Below are 21,711 nucleotides of genomic sequence, written 5' to 3'. Positions count from 1 at the left end.
GCACCCTACTAAACTACTGGCGTGCGATGATGCTTCAGTGTAGGCGATCGCTCTATATTTTTTGCTAACTCATATTTACTGATGCACAATTAGAGTCTCGCGACTCATTTCAATGTAAGAATGCTGTTGAAATAGTTCAACTATAGAGGAAAAATTACCTGCGAAAAGAGTTTCTAGTTCTGAATTATTGATGTTACCTGTTGTGATTAACAATAATTTATATGGTTGGTTAATTGTTAAAAAAGAATTGACAAAATCATAATCTTTAGTAATTAAAATTCTCTTCTGCTGTATTGATATAGCATTAATTTCAATATCTGATGTAGCATTTTGCTCTGGTAAGTCTCTGGTATGAATGGTATCGTAATTTAATGATTTAAGAAAATTTGCCAGCCGTACTGGTAATTGGGCATCAACAAGAAATTTCATGAGGCGATTTTATGAATACTTTTGACTTGGCTAAGTCGAGCTGCGAATAACAAAACAGCCAGTATATCTTCAGATTCTAAATCATCATAATCCGCCAATATCTGCTCTGTAGTCATACCAGAACTGAGCAATTCTAAAATAAACTCAACTGGATAACGCAGTCCTCTAATGCAGGGTTTTCCATGACAGATATCAGGATTCAGCGTAATACGTTGTAAAAGTGCATTATCCATACTATTGAGATATCTACAATGTTTTCCCTTATCCTAACATCTAGCTAATTGCCGCAAAACACTTGTAAAGACACAATGAATCGCATCTTTACAAGTGAGTGAGAAATAACTATAACCAAGCTCGGTCATACTGCACTGGCCAATGTTTCTCATATCCTAACTGTTTAGCGGCTACATGAGGCCAATAAGGATTGCGGAGGAGTTCTCTTCCCAAAAGCACTATATCTGCTACACCATTGCGAATGATTTTATCTGCTTGTTCGGGGGAGGTAATTAAGCCGACTGCACCTGTGGCGATATCGCTGTCTTGACGAATGCGTTGAGCAAATTGGGTTTGATATCCTGGTTTAACGGGAATATTAATCCCAGGGATAATTGCACCAGAGGAACAATCTATTAAATCCACACCCAAAGATTTAAGTTCTCGACTTAAAATCACACTCTGTTCAATATCCCACCCTTTATCTACCCAGTCTGTAGCGGAAATGCGAACAAATAGAGGATGTGTCTGCGGCCATACTTCTCGCACGGCTGTGACGACTTCACGCAGCAGGCGAGTCCGATTTTCAAAGCTACCGCCGTAATTATCTTGGCGTTGGTTGACTAGGGGTGAAAGGAACTGATGTAATAAATAGCCGTGGGCTGCGTGAATTTCTATGACTTTGAAGCCTGCTTGTAGGGAACGTTGCGTGGCTTCGACAAAGGCTTGAATAACTTGTTGAATGCCTGCTAGACTCAGGGCTTCTGGTATGGGACTATCTTTACTAAAGGCGATCGCACTACTAGAAACAATCGGTCGCCAACCTTCTTGAGATTCATCTAATATCTTACCACCCCGACTAGGTTTAGCTGTGCTGGCTTTTCTCCCTGCATGGGCTAATTGAATCCCAGCTACAGCCCCAAAGTTATGTATTAATCCGACAATTTTTGCTAAATATTCAATGTGGTCATCTGACCATATCCCCAAATCTTGGGGGGTAATTCGACCGCGAGGTTCTACAGCCGCCGCTTCTGTAATAATTAAACCTGCACCACCTACTGCACGAGAGGCTAAATGAACCAAGTGCCAGTCGTTAGCAAATCCATTAGTGCTGGAATATTGGCACATGGGCGACATGGCAATACGGTTACGAAAGGTGACTTCACGAAGCTTGAACGGTTCAAATAGGTGTGCCATTAATACTAATTCCTTATCTGGTTTAGTAAAAAATTAGGAATAAAATTGGCGTTAAGAAACACTAAAGATGAGGAGGAGTAAGGGATCAACAACTCAAAACTCTACGCCTGAATTTCTTTTACCGTTTGTTAATTTTTTAGAGGTCTGTGGTGTGATTTGACTATCGGGGGTGTGTAATTCCCAGATATCTTGCTTGCCTAGTTCTTGATTGACGTGTAAATGTAAATTATCTGATAATTGCGGATTATGCCACAGGGAATATATTTCTGCTGATAACATTTCTCGTTCAATTTGTCCAAAGAACATAGGTATAATCTCCATGAAGAAATAATGATGAACTTTTTCTACAAATTGTGATCATAATTACAAAAATTTTTAATATTTAGTTAATTTACTGTGCAGCAAGAATATTATCAAAATAGCATTAATTTTGCTAAACAGAATACAAAAAAAGAAAGTCATTATTTGTATAACTGCTTTACTATTGTCTTTATAGCATTAATATAGCAATCCTCTTGACTTGCAATAAATTATTTAATTATATAAACAGCAAAAAACAGAAAATTACTAACCCAACTATGTGTATTACGAAAGCACATATTTTATTATATGTAGGCTGTGTTAGGCGTAAGCCTTAACGCACAAAAGCTTTGGTGCAGTTGCGTTACGCTGTCCCTACGTATATTTCAGAAATCACATATGATTCCTATAGTTTATGTAGTTTTTACTGGCTCAATATGCCTTGAATCTTGAATAGTTAATTCAGATGATTAATTCTAGAATAACTACAGTTTAAGAGGTAGGCATAAATCAATAATACACCAAATCGGTCAAGTTAGTGTATTATGGAATATCTAACACCAAAACCTCAACCAGCTTCAGTGAGTAAATTTACCAAAAATCTCCTGTTGATGACAAAAACTACCATCAAAAATAAAGGACAAGAATGATATCTTGTCCTTGATGATTAAAATAGCAAATGGTGTGTCGAATACGTCAGATGCGCCTGATGATATAAAAATTGCACGGTCGTGTTTCATAAGATGACCAGCGACCAATACCGATGAATTACATCGGTGGTTTGCTTTCCAGAAGGAAAAGCTATTACATTAAACAAATATACATCATCATAGTCATAATTGCGAATATTTACTTGAAATTAATGACTTACCCGGTTGTTTGTCGCTTCAGTACGGTGAATAATTTAGCAAACAACTGTGAGAAGGGTTAAGGTTTGGGGATTACTAGAGTTAGTTGAGCGTTTTTGAGATAACAGGCTCGACGAGAATAACTTTAGTTAAATCGTTGACTAATACTCAATGTCTAAATTGTAGTTAGACTATACATCAGGTATTATGCAAGCTGTTTACCCTAGAAATGAAGTGACGAAGACAGAGGGGATAAAAATATGAGGGTTTGGTTAGCTTGCTTTTTGGTGTTGTTCGCCCTAGCAGAATTGTTTGACTGGTTAAAGGGATTTTCTTTCCCCTTACCTATCTATATATTGGGTGGGGCTTTCCTGGCGGTTGCTTCCAACTACGACAAGATGATTGGTACTTATTTTAGTGATGGTGGTGAACAGTCTCAGATAGACTCATTTACACCTACCAGTGAACTTCCTCCTACGGTAGTCAATCAGGTGAAGGATTCTCAACAAGGGGAGAGTGCTGAGTGTTGAGTGCTGAGTAATGAGTAATGAGTAATGAGTAATGAGTAATGAGTAATGAGTAGTCAGTGGTGGGTTGAGAAATAAACTCTACCTTGTCTACCTTCCAGTCTCCAGTCCCCCAAATAAGTTTCATCGGGACTGTCCTATAAATTGCTAAATTAAATACAGCTAGCATAGGCAAGAAATTCATACCCAATGTCCTATGCCCTATGCCCCATTCCCAATTCAGGCTACTTTCCCAACGCTGTGATTAGTCGCATTTTTAACAGACTCCAAAGTGTCTTGATTAAGGATAGAAGTTACCGAGACACCAGTTGGCATCAGCACTGGTGGCGGGTAATTTTAGTGACAAGTTTGGGGGTAACGGCTGTAGTTTGGGGTAGTCGGGAGTTGAAATGGTTGCAATCTTGGGAGTTAAAAGCCTATGATCAGATGTTGCGATCGCGTCCTGTAGAATCACCAGATCCGCGCATTTTAGTAGTAACAATTACCGAGGAAGACTTAGCCCAAACAAAATGGCCGCTTCCAGATACCACTATTAACCAACTTTTAGCTAAACTAGAAACCTATCAACCCCGTGTCATTGGTCTAAATATTTACCGACCACAACAACAAAATTTAGCTCAAGGGCTAGAAAATCCCTCTAATATTATTAGCACTTGTGTATTAAGCAGTATGGGGCGGTCAGAAATTCCACCCCCTCCCAACTTTCCACCAGAAAATATTGGTTACAGTGATTTAGTTCCCGACAGTGAAGCAGATCAAATTATTCGTCGGGCGTTAGTATTTGCTGAACCAACAGACCAAAAATGTGCCACACCCTATTCCTTTGCGGCTTTAGTTGCAATTAACTATCTCGAACAAGCAGATATTCATGCCGATTTTGCCAAACACAACTTTCACCTCGGCAAAACCATCTTTCCCATTCTCTCAGCCAATGCTGGTAGTTACCAAGATATTAATGCTCGTGGGTATCAAATTCTACTCAATTATCGTCACCCCAACCACTTAGCGCGGACTGTCACCTTAACGCAAGTCCTGAAAAATCAAGTTAACCCCAATTGGGTCAAGGATAAACTAGTAATTATTGGAACAACAGCTAGCAGTGTTCACCCTGGATTATATACGCCCTACAGTGCGGCTTCACAGCAACCTGCGAGAACACCTGCTGTTTTTATCCATGCACAAATAGCTAGTCAACTCCTCAGCACAGTCTTAGATAAAAGACCATTAATTTGGTATGGGCCTGATTGGGTAGAATTAATTTGGATTGCTACTTGGTCAGGTGTTGGTAGTATTTTGGGATGGCGGCTGCGACATCCTTTATTGTTATTAGTTGTAGGTGGTACGACCTTAGCGGGTTTAGTGGGGATATGTGCGGGGTTATTTCTCCAAGCTGGATGGCTTCCCTTAATTCCTCCAGCTTTAGCTTTAATTATGAGTAGTGTGAGTGTCATGGCTTACACCACCTACAAAACACAGCAGCAAACTAAGGTAATGATGCTGCAAGTAGAAAAACAACAAGAAGCTATTGCACAATTAAATATTTTATTACAAGAAACCCAAGCAACTACAGCAACCACGGCACTTTATGACCTCCATTCTCATAGTGATGCGGCTGTTAGTAATGCGGAAAAAAATACTGGTGATTTCTTATTAGGTGGTCGCTATCAAATTACTTCTGTAATTGCGGCGGGTGGATTTGGGCGCACTTATTTAGCCCAAGACACTCAAAGACCAGGAAACCCTAGTTGTGTTGTGAAAAAATTAATGCCCGCCCGTCGAGACACTAAATTTTTACAAGTGGCGCGTCGCTTATTTAATACGGAAGCGGAAATTTTAGAAGTGTTGGGTAAACATCAACAAATTCCCACATTGTTTGCTTACTTTGAAACAGATGAGGAATTCTATTTAATTGAAGAATATATTCCTGGGCATACTTTACATGAAGAATTACCACCCACAGAGAATATCAAAAGTGAAGCATTTGTGATCGCAATGCTCAAAGAAGTTTTAGAAGTTTTGGCTTTTGTACATGAGCATCGGGTAATTCATCGAGATATCAAACCAGCTAATATTATTAGATCCGCCAAGGATAATAGATTGGTGTTAATTGATTTTGGTGCGGTGAAATTAATGCAGCCACCAAGCAGTGAGGAAACAGAATTAGCGACAGTCGCCATCGGGACTAAGGGATATGCACCACCAGAACAATTCGCTGGACATCCCCGTTTAGCTAGTGATATCTATGCTGTGGGAATGATGGGGATTCAAGCTTTAACAGGGATATCTCCCCAGGAACTGCAATTAGAACCCCACACAGGTAATGTGATGTGGAGAGAGTCCGCACAAGTAAGCGCAGAGTTAGCAGCAATTTTAGATAAAATGGTGTGTTATCATTTTGGCGATCGCTATCAATCAGCCCATGCTGTTCTCCAAGATTTAAATCACATTGCTAATTTAATCTCCACCTCAGCCTATTCTCACTAAAAATGAGCCTAATTATTTTTTGGACATAGCAAATTATCTCAGACAAATCTTGGTGTACCTCTGCGCTCATCTTGGCATACTTTGGCGTTAAGAAAAACTCAATATTCAGTGCAGTTTCAAACAACAGTAGGTACTTCAATAAGTTATCTTAAGCTGTGTATTATCTTGCTTTTTTTGCTTTATTATCAACCAAACCATAATATAAAAACATCCAATGACAAAACCATCGGAAATATTAAAATTTTTATTAACTTCTATATTAATAATTGGCATAATTTTCAGATTTACTAATTTAGATAAAAAAGTTTATTGGGGAGATGAGACATTTACCTCATTAAGAATATCTGGTTATACCTCAGTCGAATTAGAACAGGAAATAAGCCAAGATAAGATTTACACGCAACAGGATATACAAAAATATCAACTGATCAACTCTGAAAAAGGCTTAAACGATACCGTCAAAGGTTTGGCACAGGAGGAACCACAGTTTCCACCCATATATTTTGCAGCAGCTAGATTTTGGGTACATTTATTCGGAAACAGTATAGCTGTCACCCGTAGTTTATCTGCATTCATTGGAATATTCATATTTCCCTTAACTTATTGGTTATGTTTAGAATTATTTGACTCGGCATTAGTAGGGTGGATTGCTATTGCTATTATGGCTGTTTCTCCTGTGCAGGTTTTGTATGCTCAAGAAGCAAGACCTTATAGTTTGTGGATGATTACAGTTTTGCTATCAACTGCATCATTTTTAAGAGCATTAAGAGTAAAAACTCAAGTCAGTTGGGTAATTTATACAGCAACATCAGTGCTAGGTTTTTATTCTTATCTGCTAAATATTTTAGTGGTGATTAGTCATGGTATATATCTGTATATTAGAGAAAATTTTAGGTTCAGTAAAATATTTATTGCTTATCTAGTTTCAGCCTTTACTTCATTTGTGTTATTTTTACCTTGGATTGTAACGATATTTATTAACTTAAATAGTTTGCGAAAAACTTCTGATTGGGCATTAGAAGATATACCAATATCAGGGCTAACTTCTGAATGGGTAAGAAATATCAGTTATAGCTTTATGGATTTTTGGTTTTATTTTACCTATTTCCCTAAGTCACCCTTTAATATTAAATTTGCTACTTATCTCATTCCTCTGCTCTTGCTGTTAGTTGTCTACTCTTTTTATTTTATTAGCCGTAAAACTTCACCAAAAATTTGGTTACTACTTTATATCCTGATGATTTTCAATGCAATACCCTTGACATTTCCAGATTTGATGATTGGTGGATATCGTTCCATTATGGCAAGATATTTCTTTCCTTGTTATCTAGGAATTCAATTATCAGTAGCTTACTTATTTGCCAGCAAAATTCAGTCAGAGAATGGCAAATCATTACAGGCTAATATATGGAGATTGGGATTACTTAGTTTACTTATAGGTGGAATAGTATCTTGTGGTATTAGTTCTCAGATGGATACTTGGTGGAACAAAAGAACTATCTCTCATGATCATCTTCTGATAGCTGAAACAGTAAATAGAAATCATAATTCTTTGTTAATCATGGAAGCTAATAAATCCGCAGCTATATCGCTGAGTTATCGACTCAAGGCAGATACTAAATACAAATTTATCGATGGTTCAAAAATTACAGAAATCCCTGACGGTTTCAGCCATATTTTTTTGATAGAGTCTGGCTCAATTAAAGCAGAGCATCTTCAAAAACAACAAAAACTGCCAATGAAGCTAGTCTATAAAGGACGGAAAAAAAATCTCTGGGAAATATTCTAAAATATGTGAGTTACAACTCAAATTTTGGCATGATTCAGGGGCAAACAACTGCGATTGAAGGAATCTATGAAGTCTGTATTGGCGTTCCCGATGCGATTTTTGCCATTCAATACTGGGAACAGTTTGGCTATCGTATTGGGCAAATGGGTGAACTATCCCCTGGTGCAGCGTATCAATTATATGGTGTAAATTCGGCTTTACGCTCAATTCGCCTGTACCATCAGAATGCAGATCATGGTTTGATTCGCTTGATGGTGTGGCAAAATCCCACAAATCCAGGCTTGGGGTTAGCCTCAATGAAAATTAAGGGGAATCGTTGGGCTACTAGCTTAACGGCTGATGTATTAACTATTTTAAATCATGCCGAGGAAGCTAAAGCCGCAGGTCGGGCTATCCGCTACACTCCTCCATACTGGGAAGTAATTTACCAGAAAGAGAGAAAAAGCCGTCCTTTTATTGATCCTGCGGTTGGGGTGCGAGAAATGTTGTTATTGCAACCATTGACAAGACAGGTATTGTTTCAAAGGTTTGGTTACAACGTACCTAATTACGGCACAATTCAACCCGCTTGTGCTTTTCAGACTAGCCAGTTTACCCACATGGGGATGATTATTCAAGATGACAGCAAGGAAAGCCTGAAATTTTACGAAGATGTTTTGGGGTTATTGCGGGTGCGTGATGATGTGGAAACTAGCTATGAATCTTCTTTAGCTGGGAGGGATCTTTTTGATTTACAGCCAGGGGAAAAGTTTATTGTCACCGCCTTTGATGATCCTCGTTCCTCTAAATCTGACTTAATGGCGGCGCGGAGTGGCAGGTTATATGTGATTCGATTTCCCAATGCAATGAATTTAGAATCACGTTTTGAAGCTGCACAGCCTGGTAGTTTGGGGATGTCACTGTATACTTATCGAGTGCGCGGAATTGAAACCTATTGCGATCGCATCAAAGCTAGTCCTGTGCCAAAATTTACTAGTATTGTGGAAAATGAGTTTAGGGAGAAAAGTTTTTCCTTTGTCGCACCGGATGGTTATTTCTGGAATTTAGTGGAGGGATGATAAATCCAAATTCTCAATTAAAATTTAGTCACAGTTAGTTTTAATCCAGAATCTAAACGAGGAACCTTGAGATAGTCAACAGGTTCAGTTCGTTGTGGAATTTGATTGTTGCGTAACTCTTGGCATTTTTTCACAATAGCATCAGGATTTTCGAGAAATTCTAAGGGGTTTAAGGATTGACATTGTGGGTCTTGGGCGACTGAAATGGAAGTGGCAGTATTTTGCAGATTATTGCCATGATGCCACTGACTATTGATGCTGACTGGTTCTGTTAACAAAGTCGCGGCTTCATGACGTTCAGTCACAATTTCTTGGGGATTTTCTTCGTTAGCATAGGCACTGGAGCTAACTGCGATCGCACTCACAAGACAGACTAAGCTGATATAAAAGTATTTCATAAATAACCTCAGCTACCAAAAATTACAAAACCCGAATTCCCAACTTTGATTCAGTATAGTTATAACAGAAATATTTGTGACAGTCTCCTTTATTAACTTAACGCAACTGAATATTATTTTCCTGAAAATTACCAAGCAAATATCTCAGCATCTTCTAAGGTAAAACTAATTCTGTAATTAAAGCTGCATGATCAGAATTGGCATTACTTCCTGTATATGTTCTTACCACTTGAAAGTGTTTACTTACAAAGCAGTGGTCAATTGGAATATTGATTACTGGAATTAACCAATGAGGGAAATTAACATGAGTTGCAGGTCTTGGCCAGCTAGGTAAAATACCAAAACCTAAGCGAGTGTTATGTAACTTAGTTTTATTAACAAACCTCCGGTAATAAGGCGACCAAGGTGTTAAATTAAAATCTCCTGCTAAAATCAACGGCTGATTTATATTTTGAATATATTCAGCAATAGCGGCTAACTGGAGATTGCGACTATGAAAATTTGCTGGTTTGACTGGAACTAATGGATGAGTACCAATAAATGTAATTGCTTGGTTATCTATTACTAAGTTGGCTACTAAATTATGTTTAGCTTTTTTATTGAAGTTATCAGTCCTAGCATCTTGAATTGGAAACTTACTCAAAAGAGCTAACCCACCGCCTGGACTTCTAAAACTATAGGGAAAGCTGGGTTTTAACTGGGGCTGAATTATGGTAAAAGCTTGTTGATCAATCTCTAACAATAAGGCTATGTCAGCTTGGCTATCTGTAACTAAATCGACAATTTTATCTTGGGCTTGATTTTGAATATTTAAATTAAAAGATAAAATCCGTAATGGTTTATCTGTATGATTGATGATGTGTTGATTATGGGGTAAATACCAAGGCAACACTTCAACCAAATTAATGCCAAGTAATAATATAGCAGTCAGAAATAATATTTTGTGCTTCAGATATCTAATTCGCCATAAAATAAATAAAATGATACTGGCTAACAATGATAAAATAAAATATTGGTAGCGAAAATTGCTAATTAACTCTAGCGGCCAAGACCAAGCAATGTAAGGAAATAATGACAGTAATCCTAAAATAACTAAAGTAGCGATCGCCACAATTAAGGCTATGGGTTGACTCATATAATTCAAACACGTAAGTATTATCTATTAACATCAAGCACACGCCCTTGATTTTCGGATGGGCAAAGAATGATCAAAATCAATAAACGCCCTACCGGAAGGGGACAAAAAGTAGTTGAATAAGTACCAGTAACTCACCAAAAAAAATTTTGCTCATGAGAATTTGGGCTGCAACATTTGTATTTACTTCTTCTTTGCTGATATCTGGGATAGTTGATCATCCCTCAGTTTTCGCCAACAACACCAAAACACCCTCTCAGTCTCAGTTAAACAAAATCCCACAGATTGAAGTTAGTAAAGCGGAATTTGGCGTTGCCAAAATTGACTCTCAAGGCAAATTTCTCTTCACTCCTACTACAAAAGTGGTGCTAGAGGAAGGTAGTAGATATGGCTGGCGAATTCAACTGCAAAATGTTCAGGGTGAAGTCACATGGCGAGAAGTTATCCGATTACCCAAACCGCCAGAAACTTGGGCTACAGATAACGGTGAAAACTTTAAATTATCACCTGATGGTACTGAGGCGATTTCCCATCGCACCCAGTTAGCCAAAAACGGAGTGATTGAAAATTTTTGGACGATCGCACCTGGAGATCCCCCAGGTAAACATACAATTCACGTATATGTTGATAACCGTCTTGTGGGTAATTTTGAATTTGAAATTTTACCGTCGGTAAAACAGGAGGTAGGAAGAGGACAGAAAAATAGGTAGAATTCTTACCAATTTTGGATTAAAGGACTAGTGGCGTGTCAAGCCTGAAATGTTGCAATCCAAAATCCAAAAAAATTGTAGCGACTTTTAAGACAGTCGCTACATTTAATACTTGTTTCACCCATTAGAGGCAAGGATTGAACAAAAAAACAATCCAAAATCCAAAATCCAAAATCCAAAATTAGTATTATGCACTCATTCCGCTTTTACGCTGGAGAACTTCTGTTGCTTTCTCCGCAGATAGTGGCCGATGAAAATAGAAGCCTTGGACATCTTCACAATGAATAGATTTTAAAAAGTCTATTTCCTCTTGTTTTTCCACTCCTTCGGCGGTGAGTTTTAAGCCCAAACTTCTACCTAAAGTCACAATAGCTTTGACAATATGGGCAACTCTCGTATCTGTTGTTAACTCACGAATAAAAGAACTGTCAATTTTGAGGTTATGCAGTGGTAATAGTTGTAGTCTGGAGAGGGAAGAATGACCAGTACCAAAATCATCAATTGATAGATGTACCCCCATTGCTTCTAAATCGTAGAGTACCTTTTTGGTAAATTCTATATCCTCAATTGCGGTTGATTCAGTGATTTCTAACTCTAGATATTGTGGTTCTAGTCCTGTTTCTGCTAGGATTTGGGCGACTGTTTCCACTAAGTTGGGTTGGCGAAATTGTTTAGGCGATAGGTTCACAGCAATAATTAAAGGATTAAATCCGGCATCTTGCCAAGCGCGATTTTGTTGGCAAGCCGTTCTCAGTACCCATTCGCCAATCGTGACAATTAATCCGCTTTCTTCTGCTAGGGGAATAAAGACACTGGGTGCTACTATGCCCATTTCTGAATGTTGCCAGCGTAACAGTGCTTCCATACCGGTAATTCGTTCGCTGCGGAGATTAATTTGGGGTTGATAGTAAACTGTGAATTCTCCTCGTTCTAGGGCATAGCGTAAATTTTTATCCAGATTTAAAATATCGGGAGTTTTGGCACTGAGAGATGTGGTGTAAAACTGATAGTTATTTCGCCCTTCATCTTTGGCATGATATAAGGCGGTATCGGCGTGCTGAATTAAGGTTTCTGCATCGGGGCTGTGTTCATCTAATAGGGCGATGCCCAAGCTAGCACTGACGTAAAGTTCATGGCCTTCTAAATAAAATACATTCTCAAAGGCTTTTAAAATTCTCCAGGCTACCTGGGTGACTTCTTCTAAAAAGTGAATTCGCGGCAGCAGAATCGTAAATTCATCTCCTCCCCAACGGGCAACAGTATCGCCGCTTCTGAGGGAGGTTTGTAATCTTTGGGCAACACTTTGCAGCAAGCGATCGCCTAAAGTGTGTCCTAAAGTATCATTAATAATTTTAAAGCGGTCTAAGTCTAAGAAAATTACGGCTAAACTTTCGCTAGAGCGTGTGGCATTGGCGAGGGCTTTCCCTAGTAGTTCATCAAATAGCAAGCGGTTGGGTAATCCAGTCAATAAGTCATGGAGGGCTTGATAGCGGATTTTTTCTTCTACCTGCTGACGTTGCCATGCACCGCTAATACTAGCTGCCATTGTTAACAGTGCAGATTCTTCATGTTGAGACCAAATTCTTTCTTGGGTACAATCTGCTAATCCCAAGAAACCACAAAACTGCTCATCTAGGCGCAGGGGTACTAACAATAAGGATTGAATTCCGTCTCGCAGCAGTATTTCCTGTTCGTTAGTGGGGAAGTTTTTGGTAATCCCGTTAATTAGTTGTCCGTTAGATAGGACTGTATACCAACGCGATAGGGCAGGCAACTCATAAAGTTGATTTTGCCAGTGGTGTCGGGAAGTGGGCAGAGGGAAACGCGTCCATTCACATTGCAGGCTGACGGCTATTTCGCCAGTGAGGGGATGAAAATGGTTTTTAAACAGATAAGCCCGATCTACTTTTGCCGCTTCACCTAAGACAGCTAAGGCTTTGTCTACCCCAGTTTCATAATCCATTTCTCCCAGCAAGTAATTAGCTGCCCTAGCGACTGCTTCTAACAAGCGATCGCGTTGGTAAAGTTCCAGTTCCGCTTGTTTCTGCTCTGTAATATCTCTAATAATGTAAGTTCTAATTAAATCACTTTCAGCCAAAAAATGTACTGATTGTTCAAATACTTCCTGTCCAAATTGCACTTCTCGCACAAAGGAGTTAACTTTGCGGTTCTGTACCTCCGTTAATATCCCTTCGAGAATGGGGTGTTCCTTTCCCATCTCCCGGAGTCGGGGAAATTTGACTGTCGCCGCCGGATTTAGATAAGTTAAATTTCCTTCTAAATCGGTTTCAATAATGGGATTGGGAATCATCTCTGGGAAAGAAGCCAAACGCGCCAACGCTGCATCACTCGCCCCTTCAAAGTTCGGATCTACTACTAGGGTATGAAAAGGTGTGACGGGTTGGGACTGTTCGGTGAGGAAATCAGATAAATTGTCTGCATTAACTGATTCATTTAAGGCTTCTTCCGAAAGATTAGAAATCGCATAATACTTAGCTTGAGCCTGATTACTGCCAAAGTGGATAATGTCTCCGTGTCTAAGATTATGAGAGACGCATCTTTCCCCATTGACGATTAAACCATTGGTACTGCCTTGTCCTTTAAAGTTACCATCAATAATTCGGAAACCATATTGTTCAGTTCCTGGTACGGTGACGCGCAATAAAATCGCGTGTTGCCTAGAAACTGAACGAGAGTAAAGGATAATGGCGTTACTGCTATGCCTTCCTATAGAGTATGTAGCTTCGTGCAGGATAATGGTACGTTGCCCTTGCAAGTCTTGGACAACTAATAGATGACGTATTTTTTCTCTCTCGTTACCAGACATCACCCTGCCTCACACGCTCATGTCTTTAAATTTTAAAATTACAAAACTATATATAAATCTTATTTGACTACTGAATATACTGACTTTAGTAGGCAACAGGGAACAGTACGGAGTTTTGTTCAACAAGTAAATGAATTCTATAGATTACTTATATAGATTTCAATCGGTATTTAGCTGCAACTTATCGGAAAAGCTATCAGCCTGAAGTGACAACAGTCTGTGAGGAAACTGCTGTTTTTACTAATGGGACATGATGTGTCAGTAATTTACTCATTGGCTAGCTAGTTTTATCATTATTAGTTTTGTCAATCTCTTACTCTTGAACAAACCAATTCTCTACCTTTAGCAGTTGAATAATTTTCAGTTTTTTGATTCTTGCCTGATTATACACTATAAAAATAAAAGATTGAAATTATACATGGTAACTTTACGGAATTTTATTTTTCGGCAATGTTTCATAATTCACGACTTATGATTGCTAGGATAAAATGCTCTCTAAATAGTAACTATACGATAAATAAAATATCCCTATTGTAAATACTACTGGAGATAGATTTTGAAAGATTAAAACATATGAGTGTACAGACTAATATTATTTTAGATAAATGTAATTAGACTAATTTATCACTTAAGTAGTTTGTCCTTATTTTTAGCTGCAATGTAAAGTTTATTTGTAATTAATCTCACTTCAACCGTATTAATACTATTCAAAACCCAAGCTATCCTTTGACAACGAGTACAATCAACACTGAAGAAGCGAATAATCGCAATTACTTGCAGCAGTAGAAACGCTGTGAAGTTGTTGAGACTATAAATTTAGTATTTATGATATTGACTGTTAACTATTGAACATGAAACATGAGCGGTCAATAGCTACTGAAATGGAGTCGTCATTGTCTAATTTAAACGCGAAAACTGCAAGATTTATTGAGAAGTTAATAAAGTATTAATGCAGTCAAGAATACTGCCATTGCGGTTAGTAAGTAGAGGTGTAGGTACAGTTGTCTTGGAGATTAAAAAGGACTATAAAGTACAGAAAAATATAACCCATTTTCTTGCCAAGTGTTGGTTTGGGAGTCAACGGATACAAGAGGGATACCCCAATCTAGACGTGCAGTGAAGCGATCGCCTTGAAACCAACGCAAGCCCAACCCAACTGATGCTAAGGTATTAGGATCAGGATTGCTGCGGGAATTATTCCAAGCTACCCCCAAATCAGCAAAAGGTACGATTTGCAACCCACCACGGGATTGAGAAAAACGTAAAATAGGTATTTGCACTTCTGCGGAGGCAAAAGCACCATTATCAGACAGCAGAAAATCTTGACGATAACCCCGCACACTATCAAGTCCACCGACACCAAACTGTTCTAAGGGTAACAAGGTGCGAGATGCTAACTGTGTATTGGCACGTACTATGAATAAGGTGTCTGGTGCTAGTAACCTGGCCCATTGTGCTTGTCCCTGCCAAGAGAAAAATCGGCTATCAGGAGCATCTTGATTAACGGTGGCATTAAATGCACCTATACCGAGATTAAACTGCGATCGCAAAGCAATGACTTGGCGATTATTGCGAGTCGTCCATTCTTGGAAAAAGCGTAACGCAGATATGCGCGTACTGCCGTCATCATCAGCACCCAAGGAAGGGAAGGGTATTCTAGCACCATCTATATAGGTAGCTTCACTTTCCCGCCGTGAGGCTGTCAGTCCCACAGCTAATTCTTGGGTAGGAGTTTGTATGAGGGGTTGACGGAACGTCAATTCATAGTAACGAGAAGCCGATTCAATATCGAGAATATTGAAAGGTTCTTCAATGACATTACTAGCGGAAGTCCCCACACTGAAACTGATGGTGCCGTTGCGGGGATTGATTGGTAAAGTGTAGTTGAAATCAAAAGTGTCACTACCATCGGTATTGGCATAAGCTAAACTTAAACCATCTCCTAAACCCAATAGATTCGCTTCGTTAACTTGTAAGCGACGGCGAAAACTACCCACACTGGGGGAACGACCATTATCTAGGGCGATTTGAGTATTAAAAGTTCTGGCTTCCTTGATTTGCACTTGTAATAAACTCGTTCCTGGACGCGCCCCAGCTGATAAATCCGCCGACAAATTGGCAATTAAGGGATTGAGTTGTAGGATTTGCAGTGCTTCAAGTAACTTGTCTCGATTTAAGGGGGGTTGAGTGGCGATCGCTAACCGACTGCGGACATAATTAGGATTGAGTCGTCTGGTTCCAGTCACCTGAATATCTTCTAATCTCCCCTCCACCACCTGAATTTTAATCACACCAGATTTAATGGCTTGGGGTGGAATGTAAGCACCAGAGGTAATGTAACCGTTGTTGACATATAATTCGGTGATTTTCGTCCGCGCCTGAAATAGTTCGGCTAAGGTAATAGGTCTGTTGGTAAATTCAGCCGTCACCTTGGCTAACTCTTCTGGGCTAAACACAGTGCTACCAACCACCTCAAACCTTTCTACTGTAATAGTTTGAACAGTATTTACTGGTGGGGGTTGTGGCGGTTGCGTGTTGGGGGTAGGTTGGAGTAGTTGATCTGGTGATGGTAAAGGCTGTATGGGTTGGGTAGGAGGTAAATTAGGAGACACAGGTGGTTGAACATCCTGTGGAGGTGGTAACTGTTGTGACAAAAGTAACTCATCCCCAACCGGATAACTAAAAGATTGCGGAAGTCCCAAAGGTAGATTGTTTCCCTGATGATTTTGGAGAATCGTAGCTGATGGTACATTTTCAACAGCTTGCGCCTTCATCACCGGTAAATCCATACCGCTAAGTAATGCCAAGATACTTAGAGTCAACCCTGATACTGTAAATGTTGGGGGCATTGATCATCATGCTACTAGAGTCTTTTGCCAAAGATACAACAAAATGTCCGTAAGACCAAGCTTTAGTCAATAGTCATTAGTTATTAGTCATTAGTTATTAGTTATTAGTCATTACTCATTACTCATTACTCATTACTCATTACTCATTAGTCATTAGTCATTACTCATTAGTCAATAGTCATTACTCATTACTTATTACTCATTACTCATTACTCAGCACTCAGCACTCATTACTCTCTCAAGCTGCTAATTGGCTCTTACAAAACTCTGAATACGATGAAAAATCTCTTCTATCTCTAGAATTAACTCAGTAATACCTCTATATTCTTGCTTTTGAGCTAGTTGTTCTATTTGGTCAACAGCTGCATACATAGTTGTAGCACCTACATTGGCACTGGCACCTTTAATGTGGTGAGCTTGTTGAGCTAATTGATGAAAATCATTAGTAGTAATCGCTAGTTTTATTAACTCTAAACGGGACTCGGTATCTTCAACAAACAACTGTAGGAGGTTCAGAGAAAAGTCATGATCATTGTCAGAAATTTGCTGTAATTGCTGCCAATCAATTGGGATGTTATCTGTATCAATTTTTGGAGTTTTATCATCTGTCTGCTCTAATATTTGTTGCTTGCTGTTTGATAATAAAACCTGACTCCAATGTTCTAATACTAACGCCAAATTTTCTTTAATCACAGGCTTACTTAAATAATCATCCATGCCGGCATCTAGACACATTTGTCTATCTTCTTTCATAGCATTAGCAGTCATGGCAATGATTACAGGACGACGATGATTAGCAAAGGCACTCTCTGGACGACGATGAATTTCTCTGGTAGTTTCTAAACCGTCGAGGACTGGCATTTGACAATCCATTAAAATCAAATCATAAGGCATTATTTCTAATAATTGTAAAACTTCTTGGCCATTCGCCGCCACATCAGCATTGTAACCGAGACTTTGAAGTTGTTTTAATGCTACTTTCTGATTAACTAAATTATCCTCAGCTAGTAAAATTTTCACTTTCAAGGAACTTGTAGCACAATGATTGTTTTTTTGGTCTGTGTTGTTTATTTCTGGCTGCTGGTTGATAACTTTCAAATCTTGTCGTAAAACTCCATCTTTATTTCCTAATACCTTCATAATTATGTCAAAGAGTCGAGACGCTTTCACCGGTTTAACTAAATAAGCAGCAAAACCGATGTTTAACGCCTGATTTACTTCTTCTCGTTGATTAGTAGAAGTGAGCATAATTAAAGGTGTTTCAGCAATAGCTAAGTTGGCCTTAATTTGTTTCCCCAAATCCAGACCATCTACATAGGGCATCTGCATATCAATTAAGACCACATCATAAGGTTTGTTTTGTTGACAAGCTGCTATCATAGCCTTCATGGCAGCATCAGCACTCTCAGCTTGATCTACCTGCATTCCCCATCGGATAGCTTGATGGCAAATAATCTTACGATTGGTGGCATTATCATCAACGACTAATAAGCAGCGATCGCTCAATACAGGGTATTCATCAATACTAATAACAGGCTCTTGTTGCTGAGTGAAAGGAATCTCAAACCAAAATTTGGAACCCTCACCTAACTGACTTTCTACGCCAATTTCTCCTCCCATGAGGTTTACTAATTGCTTGCAGATAGCTAATCCCAAACCGGTGCCACCATACTGACGAGTATTAGAAGCATCAACTTGAGTAAATGGAGTAAACAATTTTCGTTGGTTTTCTTCGGTGATGCCAATACCAGTATCTGTAATCGTAAAGTAAATATTAGCTTTAGTAGCTGTTTGTAATGGAGTTTCATGCACCATAGGTGAGCGCAATTGTGCGCGTATTATTACCTCTCCTGTGCTAGTAAATTTAATAGCGTTACCAACTAAGTTCATTAAGATTTGTCGCAGACGACCCGCATCTCCTTGTAGGTAAATAGGAACATTAGATTCAATCAGAGCAGCAATTTCTAACCCTTTTTTATGAGCTTGAGGAGCTAATAAATTTAATACTTCTTCTAAACAGACAGATACATCAAAATTAAGATTTTCTAAAACCATTTCTCCTGATTCAAGTTTGGATAAATCTAAAATTTCGTTAATTAGACTTAAAAGCGCATCACCGCTAATACGAATTGTCTCCATAAAATCTTGCTGTTCCTGGTTAAGAGGAGTTTCTAACATCAGGCCAGTCATCCCTAAGACAGCATTCATAGGAGTGCGAATTTCATGACTCATATTAGCTAAAAATGCACTTTTAGCTTGCGATGCTAATTCTGCTTGACTACGAGCCAGTTCTAGTTCTTTGCGCTGCATAACTTCTGCTTCTAGCAGTTGAGCTTGAGCCAAGGCTATGCCTATTTGATTGGCTAACTCTCGCAAAAGTTCTATTTCCCAGTTAGTCCATTGACGTGGTTGACTACATTGATGAGCAACTAGCAGTCCCCAGAGTTCATGTTTATAAATAATAGGAACAACAAGATTAGCTTTGACAGCGAATTTTTGTAATAATTCAACGTGACAAGCTCGTATATTAGCCTGCTCAATGTTTTCAATAGTGCTTATTTGTCCTTGGCGATATTTTTGAATATGACTTTCGGCAAAACAAGGGTCAATAATTTTTTCTCCCTTAACCTTGGGAAAGTTTGGTAGTACAGCTTCTTGAACTGCAATTATAGAACCATCTATTTCTAAACGTAAAATTAATATCCGGTCTGCTTGAAGTACCTGTTGCACCTCTTTAACGCTAATTTCGAGAATTTCTTCAATTTGTAAAGACTCACGAATTTTTAGTGCTACATTAGCTAGTAATTGCGATCGCCTGTATTGTCTTTGTAATTCTTGTTCTGATTGCTTACGTTGAATAAACTGACCCACCTGTTGACCGATGGAGTTCATGATTTTCACTAAATCTGGGTCATATTGCTGAATTTTGTGACTAAAGCAAGTAATCACACCCAAAACTTTCTGCCCATTACGAATGGGAAAACCAAAAGCACCATGCAGTCCAACTTGTGCTGCCATCTCATGTCGCAAAAAGCTGTCATCATCAACAACATCCACTAGCCAAATAGGTTCCCTACTACTCCAAACTCGGCCGGGTAGTCCCATCTCGGAGGGAAATGTGATTTTCTGAGTTAGTGTTTTGAACTCTTCGATATCCAAAGTTGGTTGATGCCACATTTCCGAAAAAGTCAGTATATTAGTCTGCTCATTTACTAGCCACATTTCACTCACATCCCATACCAAACTCTGGCCAATAGCTTGCAGAATTTGGGGAGTGGCCTCGGCAACTGTAGGAGACTCTGCTAGGATGCGATTGATGACGTATTGTGCGGTTAAATGCTGTTCTGCACGCTTACGTTCCGTAATATCAATGCCTGTAGCAATAATGTATTCTACTGATCCTTCGTTGTCTTGAAGAATCGTATTCGACCAAGAAATCAGGCGCAGGCTACCATCTTTAGTTCTCCAGTAGTTTTCATAGTTGGGCGTAAGATGACCGACTCTTAACTGCTCAAAAATTGCTTTGATTGGCTCTATTTCTTCAGGAATTAAAAATAAATTCCAGAAATATCTATCCCTAACTTCATCGAATGAGTAACCAGTTATTTGCTCACAAGCTTGATTAAATCGAACAATTTTTCCTTGTGCATTGACGACTATGACTAAGGCACTGACTGTATCTAAGACTGCTGAAATAAAATTTCGCTCTTCATGAAGTGTATCTTCTACAGTCTTTCGCTGGGTAAATTCACAAGAAATCAAATAGTAAATGATCGCCAAAATCAAAAAACTGGCACCAATGGCGATCGCTATTTGCAATATTTTCTGATATGCACTATCTTGGACAATCTGTGATTGACGTTGTAGTTCTGCTTTTTCTTTTTGTTTCATCTCATGGATAACCTTACGAAGATCATCCATAAGGTTTTTTCCCTGATCGGTCAAAATAAATTGTAATGCAGCATCAAATCCCTTGTTTTGGCGTAATTCTATGCTGTGCTTGAGTTCATTCAGCTTGGCTAATACTAAGGTTCTTAGTAATTTGAGGTTTTGTTTTTGAGATTGATCAGATATTAAATTTCTCAAATTTTCCATTTCTGGTTGCACTTCTGTAAGTGCTTCCTGATAGGATTGCAGATAACTTTCTTTGCCAGTGAGAATATAACCCCGTTGCCCAGTTTCAGCATCTTTGATTTTAGATAGTAATTCCTCTAAGGTATTGATTGTCTCTTGAGTTGTGATAACTTGGTTACTACTATTAATTAAAGCTATTGTATTCTGATAATGAACTAAGCCAATCAGAATTAAAATTATCGATGCTAAACCAAAGCCACCAGCAACTCTTTGAAAAAAATGTTTACGTATCTTTTCTACCTGTTTACGTCCATTATTTACAAGTGCTAAATTCGCTAAATTACGCCGCATCTCCATTTGTTTAATGACTTGGCGACCGATAATTTTTAAAGCTTCAACCTGTTGCGGAGTTAAATTTCTCGGTACATAGTCAATAACGCAAAGCGTTCCCAAAGCGTAGCCTTCAGGATTGGTTAGAGGTACACCAGCATAAAAGCGAATATGAGGATCAGAAGTAACTAATGGATTTGTGGCAAACCTTTCATCAGCTGTAGCATCAGGGACAGTAAAAACGTCAGATTGAAGAATTGCATGGGCGCAAAAGGCAATATCTCTCGGTGTTTCTAGTGCATCTAGTCCAACTTTTGATTTAAACCATTGCCGATTTCGATCAACTAAACTGACCAAAGCAACGGGTGTTCCACAAATATATGATGCTAAACTTGTGAGGTCATCAAATGCCGCTTCCGATGGAGTATCAAGAATTTTATACTCTAAAAGTGCTTCAATTCTTTGCGCTTCGTTTTCAGGTAATGGTGCCGTCATTTTTAATATATTTTTATAGTAGAAATTATCTTTAAAATATGCAATTAA

15 protein-coding genes are annotated in these 21,711 nt (G+C 38.8%); 5 read left to right on the top strand and 10 right to left on the bottom strand.

Annotation, left to right across the window (positions count from 1 at the left end):
- Positions 1–75: 75 nt before the first annotated feature.
- The 5 genes from ACQFX9_RS19495 to ACQFX9_RS19475 all read right to left on the bottom strand — a co-directional run bounded on the left by ACQFX9_RS19495 (position 76) and on the right by ACQFX9_RS19475 (position 2,879).
- Positions 76–429 carry a DUF5615 family PIN-like protein gene (locus ACQFX9_RS19495; protein WP_427157817.1) on the bottom strand — a complete coding sequence of 118 codons (354 nt, stop codon included), beginning with the start codon at positions 427–429 and terminating at the stop codon, positions 76–78.
- The gene (locus tag ACQFX9_RS19490) at positions 426–662 is read right to left on the bottom strand and encodes a DUF433 domain-containing protein (protein WP_427157815.1); all 237 of its coding nucleotides are present in this window, start codon (positions 660–662) and stop codon (positions 426–428) included. The genes ACQFX9_RS19495 and ACQFX9_RS19490 overlap by 4 nt, the downstream gene beginning before the upstream one ends.
- 109 nt (positions 663–771) lie before the next feature.
- The gene (gene namA / locus ACQFX9_RS19485) at positions 772–1,839 is read right to left on the bottom strand and encodes an NADPH dehydrogenase NamA (protein WP_427157814.1); all 1,068 of its coding nucleotides are present in this window, start codon (positions 1,837–1,839) and stop codon (positions 772–774) included.
- Between the two features lie 93 nt (positions 1,840–1,932).
- Positions 1,933–2,145 carry a hypothetical protein gene (locus ACQFX9_RS19480; RefSeq protein WP_427157812.1) on the bottom strand — a complete coding sequence of 71 codons (213 nt, stop codon included), beginning with the start codon at positions 2,143–2,145 and terminating at the stop codon, positions 1,933–1,935.
- A 572-nt stretch (positions 2,146–2,717) separates the two neighbouring features.
- Positions 2,718–2,879 carry a hypothetical protein gene (locus ACQFX9_RS19475; RefSeq protein ID WP_427157811.1) on the bottom strand — a complete coding sequence of 54 codons (162 nt, stop codon included), beginning with the start codon at positions 2,877–2,879 and terminating at the stop codon, positions 2,718–2,720.
- A gap of 368 nt (positions 2,880–3,247) precedes the next feature.
- Between ACQFX9_RS19475 and ACQFX9_RS19470 the strand changes: the two genes are divergently transcribed.
- The 4 genes from ACQFX9_RS19470 (at position 3,248) to ACQFX9_RS19455 (ending at position 8,845) form a co-directional block, all read left to right on the top strand.
- On the top strand, positions 3,248–3,517 hold the full coding sequence (locus ACQFX9_RS19470) for a hypothetical protein (protein WP_427157809.1): 270 nt from the start codon (positions 3,248–3,250) through the stop codon (positions 3,515–3,517).
- Positions 3,518–3,754: 237 nt separating this feature from the next.
- Positions 3,755–5,998 (top strand): CHASE2 domain-containing protein, encoded by a 2,244-nt coding sequence (locus tag ACQFX9_RS19465; RefSeq protein ID WP_427162944.1) that lies wholly within the window; start codon positions 3,755–3,757, stop codon positions 5,996–5,998.
- A 214-nt stretch (positions 5,999–6,212) separates the two neighbouring features.
- Complete coding sequence (locus ACQFX9_RS19460; protein WP_427157807.1) at positions 6,213–7,787, top strand: glycosyltransferase family 39 protein; 1,575 nt, start codon at positions 6,213–6,215, stop codon at positions 7,785–7,787.
- A gap of 29 nt (positions 7,788–7,816) precedes the next feature.
- Positions 7,817–8,845 (top strand): VOC family protein, encoded by a 1,029-nt coding sequence (locus ACQFX9_RS19455; RefSeq protein WP_427157805.1) that lies wholly within the window; start codon positions 7,817–7,819, stop codon positions 8,843–8,845.
- Between the two features lie 17 nt (positions 8,846–8,862).
- Here ACQFX9_RS19455 and ACQFX9_RS19450 read toward each other — a convergent pair whose 3' ends face one another.
- A complete protein-coding gene (locus tag ACQFX9_RS19450; RefSeq protein WP_427157803.1) occupies positions 8,863–9,243 on the bottom strand; it encodes a hypothetical protein in 381 nt (126 codons plus the stop codon).
- 154 nt (positions 9,244–9,397) lie between these two features.
- Positions 9,398–10,378: an endonuclease/exonuclease/phosphatase family protein gene (locus ACQFX9_RS19445; RefSeq protein WP_427157802.1), complete on the bottom strand. Its 981-nt coding sequence runs from the start codon at positions 10,376–10,378 to the stop codon at positions 9,398–9,400.
- A 155-nt stretch (positions 10,379–10,533) separates the two neighbouring features.
- Here ACQFX9_RS19445 and ACQFX9_RS19440 point away from each other — a divergent pair, with 155 nt between their 5' ends.
- Complete coding sequence (locus ACQFX9_RS19440) at positions 10,534–11,088, top strand: hypothetical protein (RefSeq protein WP_427157800.1); 555 nt, start codon at positions 10,534–10,536, stop codon at positions 11,086–11,088.
- 187 nt (positions 11,089–11,275) lie between these two features.
- On the opposite strand, the gene ACQFX9_RS19435 is transcribed toward ACQFX9_RS19440, so the two are convergent.
- The 3 genes from ACQFX9_RS19435 to ACQFX9_RS19425 form a co-directional block, all read right to left on the bottom strand.
- Complete coding sequence (locus ACQFX9_RS19435) at positions 11,276–13,915, bottom strand: EAL domain-containing protein (RefSeq protein ID WP_427157798.1); 2,640 nt, start codon at positions 13,913–13,915, stop codon at positions 11,276–11,278.
- A 1,013-nt stretch (positions 13,916–14,928) separates the two neighbouring features.
- Positions 14,929–16,764 carry a ShlB/FhaC/HecB family hemolysin secretion/activation protein gene (locus ACQFX9_RS19430; protein WP_427157797.1) on the bottom strand — a complete coding sequence of 612 codons (1,836 nt, stop codon included), beginning with the start codon at positions 16,762–16,764 and terminating at the stop codon, positions 14,929–14,931.
- A 246-nt stretch (positions 16,765–17,010) separates the two neighbouring features.
- The gene (locus ACQFX9_RS19425) at positions 17,011–21,663 is read right to left on the bottom strand and encodes a GAF domain-containing protein (RefSeq protein WP_427157795.1); all 4,653 of its coding nucleotides are present in this window, start codon (positions 21,661–21,663) and stop codon (positions 17,011–17,013) included.
- Between the last annotated feature and the right edge of the window lie 48 nt (positions 21,664–21,711).

The organism is Aliinostoc sp. HNIBRCY26 (genome assembly GCF_050235535.1).
Lineage (GTDB): Bacteria > Cyanobacteriota > Cyanobacteriia > Cyanobacteriales > Nostocaceae > Trichormus.
This window is presented reverse-complemented; position numbering and strand designations above follow the sequence as displayed.

Excerpts from the sequence above, each read along its gene's own strand:
- ACQFX9_RS19495 (WP_427157817.1), bottom strand. The coding sequence starts at position 429 with ATGAAATTTCTTGTTGATGCCCAATTACCAGTACGGCTGGCAAATTTT.
- ACQFX9_RS19490 (WP_427157815.1), bottom strand. The coding sequence starts at position 662 with ATGGATAATGCACTTTTACAACGTATTACGCTGAATCCTGATATCTGT.
- namA (WP_427157814.1), bottom strand. The coding sequence starts at position 1,839 with ATGGCACACCTATTTGAACCGTTCAAGCTTCGTGAAGTCACCTTTCGT.
- ACQFX9_RS19480 (WP_427157812.1), bottom strand. The coding sequence starts at position 2,145 with ATGTTCTTTGGACAAATTGAACGAGAAATGTTATCAGCAGAAATATAT.
- ACQFX9_RS19475 (WP_427157811.1), bottom strand. The coding sequence starts at position 2,879 with ATGAAACACGACCGTGCAATTTTTATATCATCAGGCGCATCTGACGTA.
- ACQFX9_RS19470 (WP_427157809.1), top strand. The coding sequence starts at position 3,248 with ATGAGGGTTTGGTTAGCTTGCTTTTTGGTGTTGTTCGCCCTAGCAGAA.
- ACQFX9_RS19460 (WP_427157807.1), top strand. The coding sequence starts at position 6,213 with ATGACAAAACCATCGGAAATATTAAAATTTTTATTAACTTCTATATTA.
- ACQFX9_RS19455 (WP_427157805.1), top strand. The coding sequence starts at position 7,817 with ATGATTCAGGGGCAAACAACTGCGATTGAAGGAATCTATGAAGTCTGT.
- ACQFX9_RS19450 (WP_427157803.1), bottom strand. The coding sequence starts at position 9,243 with ATGAAATACTTTTATATCAGCTTAGTCTGTCTTGTGAGTGCGATCGCA.
- ACQFX9_RS19445 (WP_427157802.1), bottom strand. The coding sequence starts at position 10,378 with ATGAGTCAACCCATAGCCTTAATTGTGGCGATCGCTACTTTAGTTATT.
- ACQFX9_RS19440 (WP_427157800.1), top strand. The coding sequence starts at position 10,534 with ATGAGAATTTGGGCTGCAACATTTGTATTTACTTCTTCTTTGCTGATA.
- ACQFX9_RS19435 (WP_427157798.1), bottom strand. The coding sequence starts at position 13,915 with ATGTCTGGTAACGAGAGAGAAAAAATACGTCATCTATTAGTTGTCCAA.
- ACQFX9_RS19430 (WP_427157797.1), bottom strand. The coding sequence starts at position 16,764 with ATGCCCCCAACATTTACAGTATCAGGGTTGACTCTAAGTATCTTGGCA.
- ACQFX9_RS19425 (WP_427157795.1), bottom strand. The coding sequence starts at position 21,663 with ATGACGGCACCATTACCTGAAAACGAAGCGCAAAGAATTGAAGCACTT.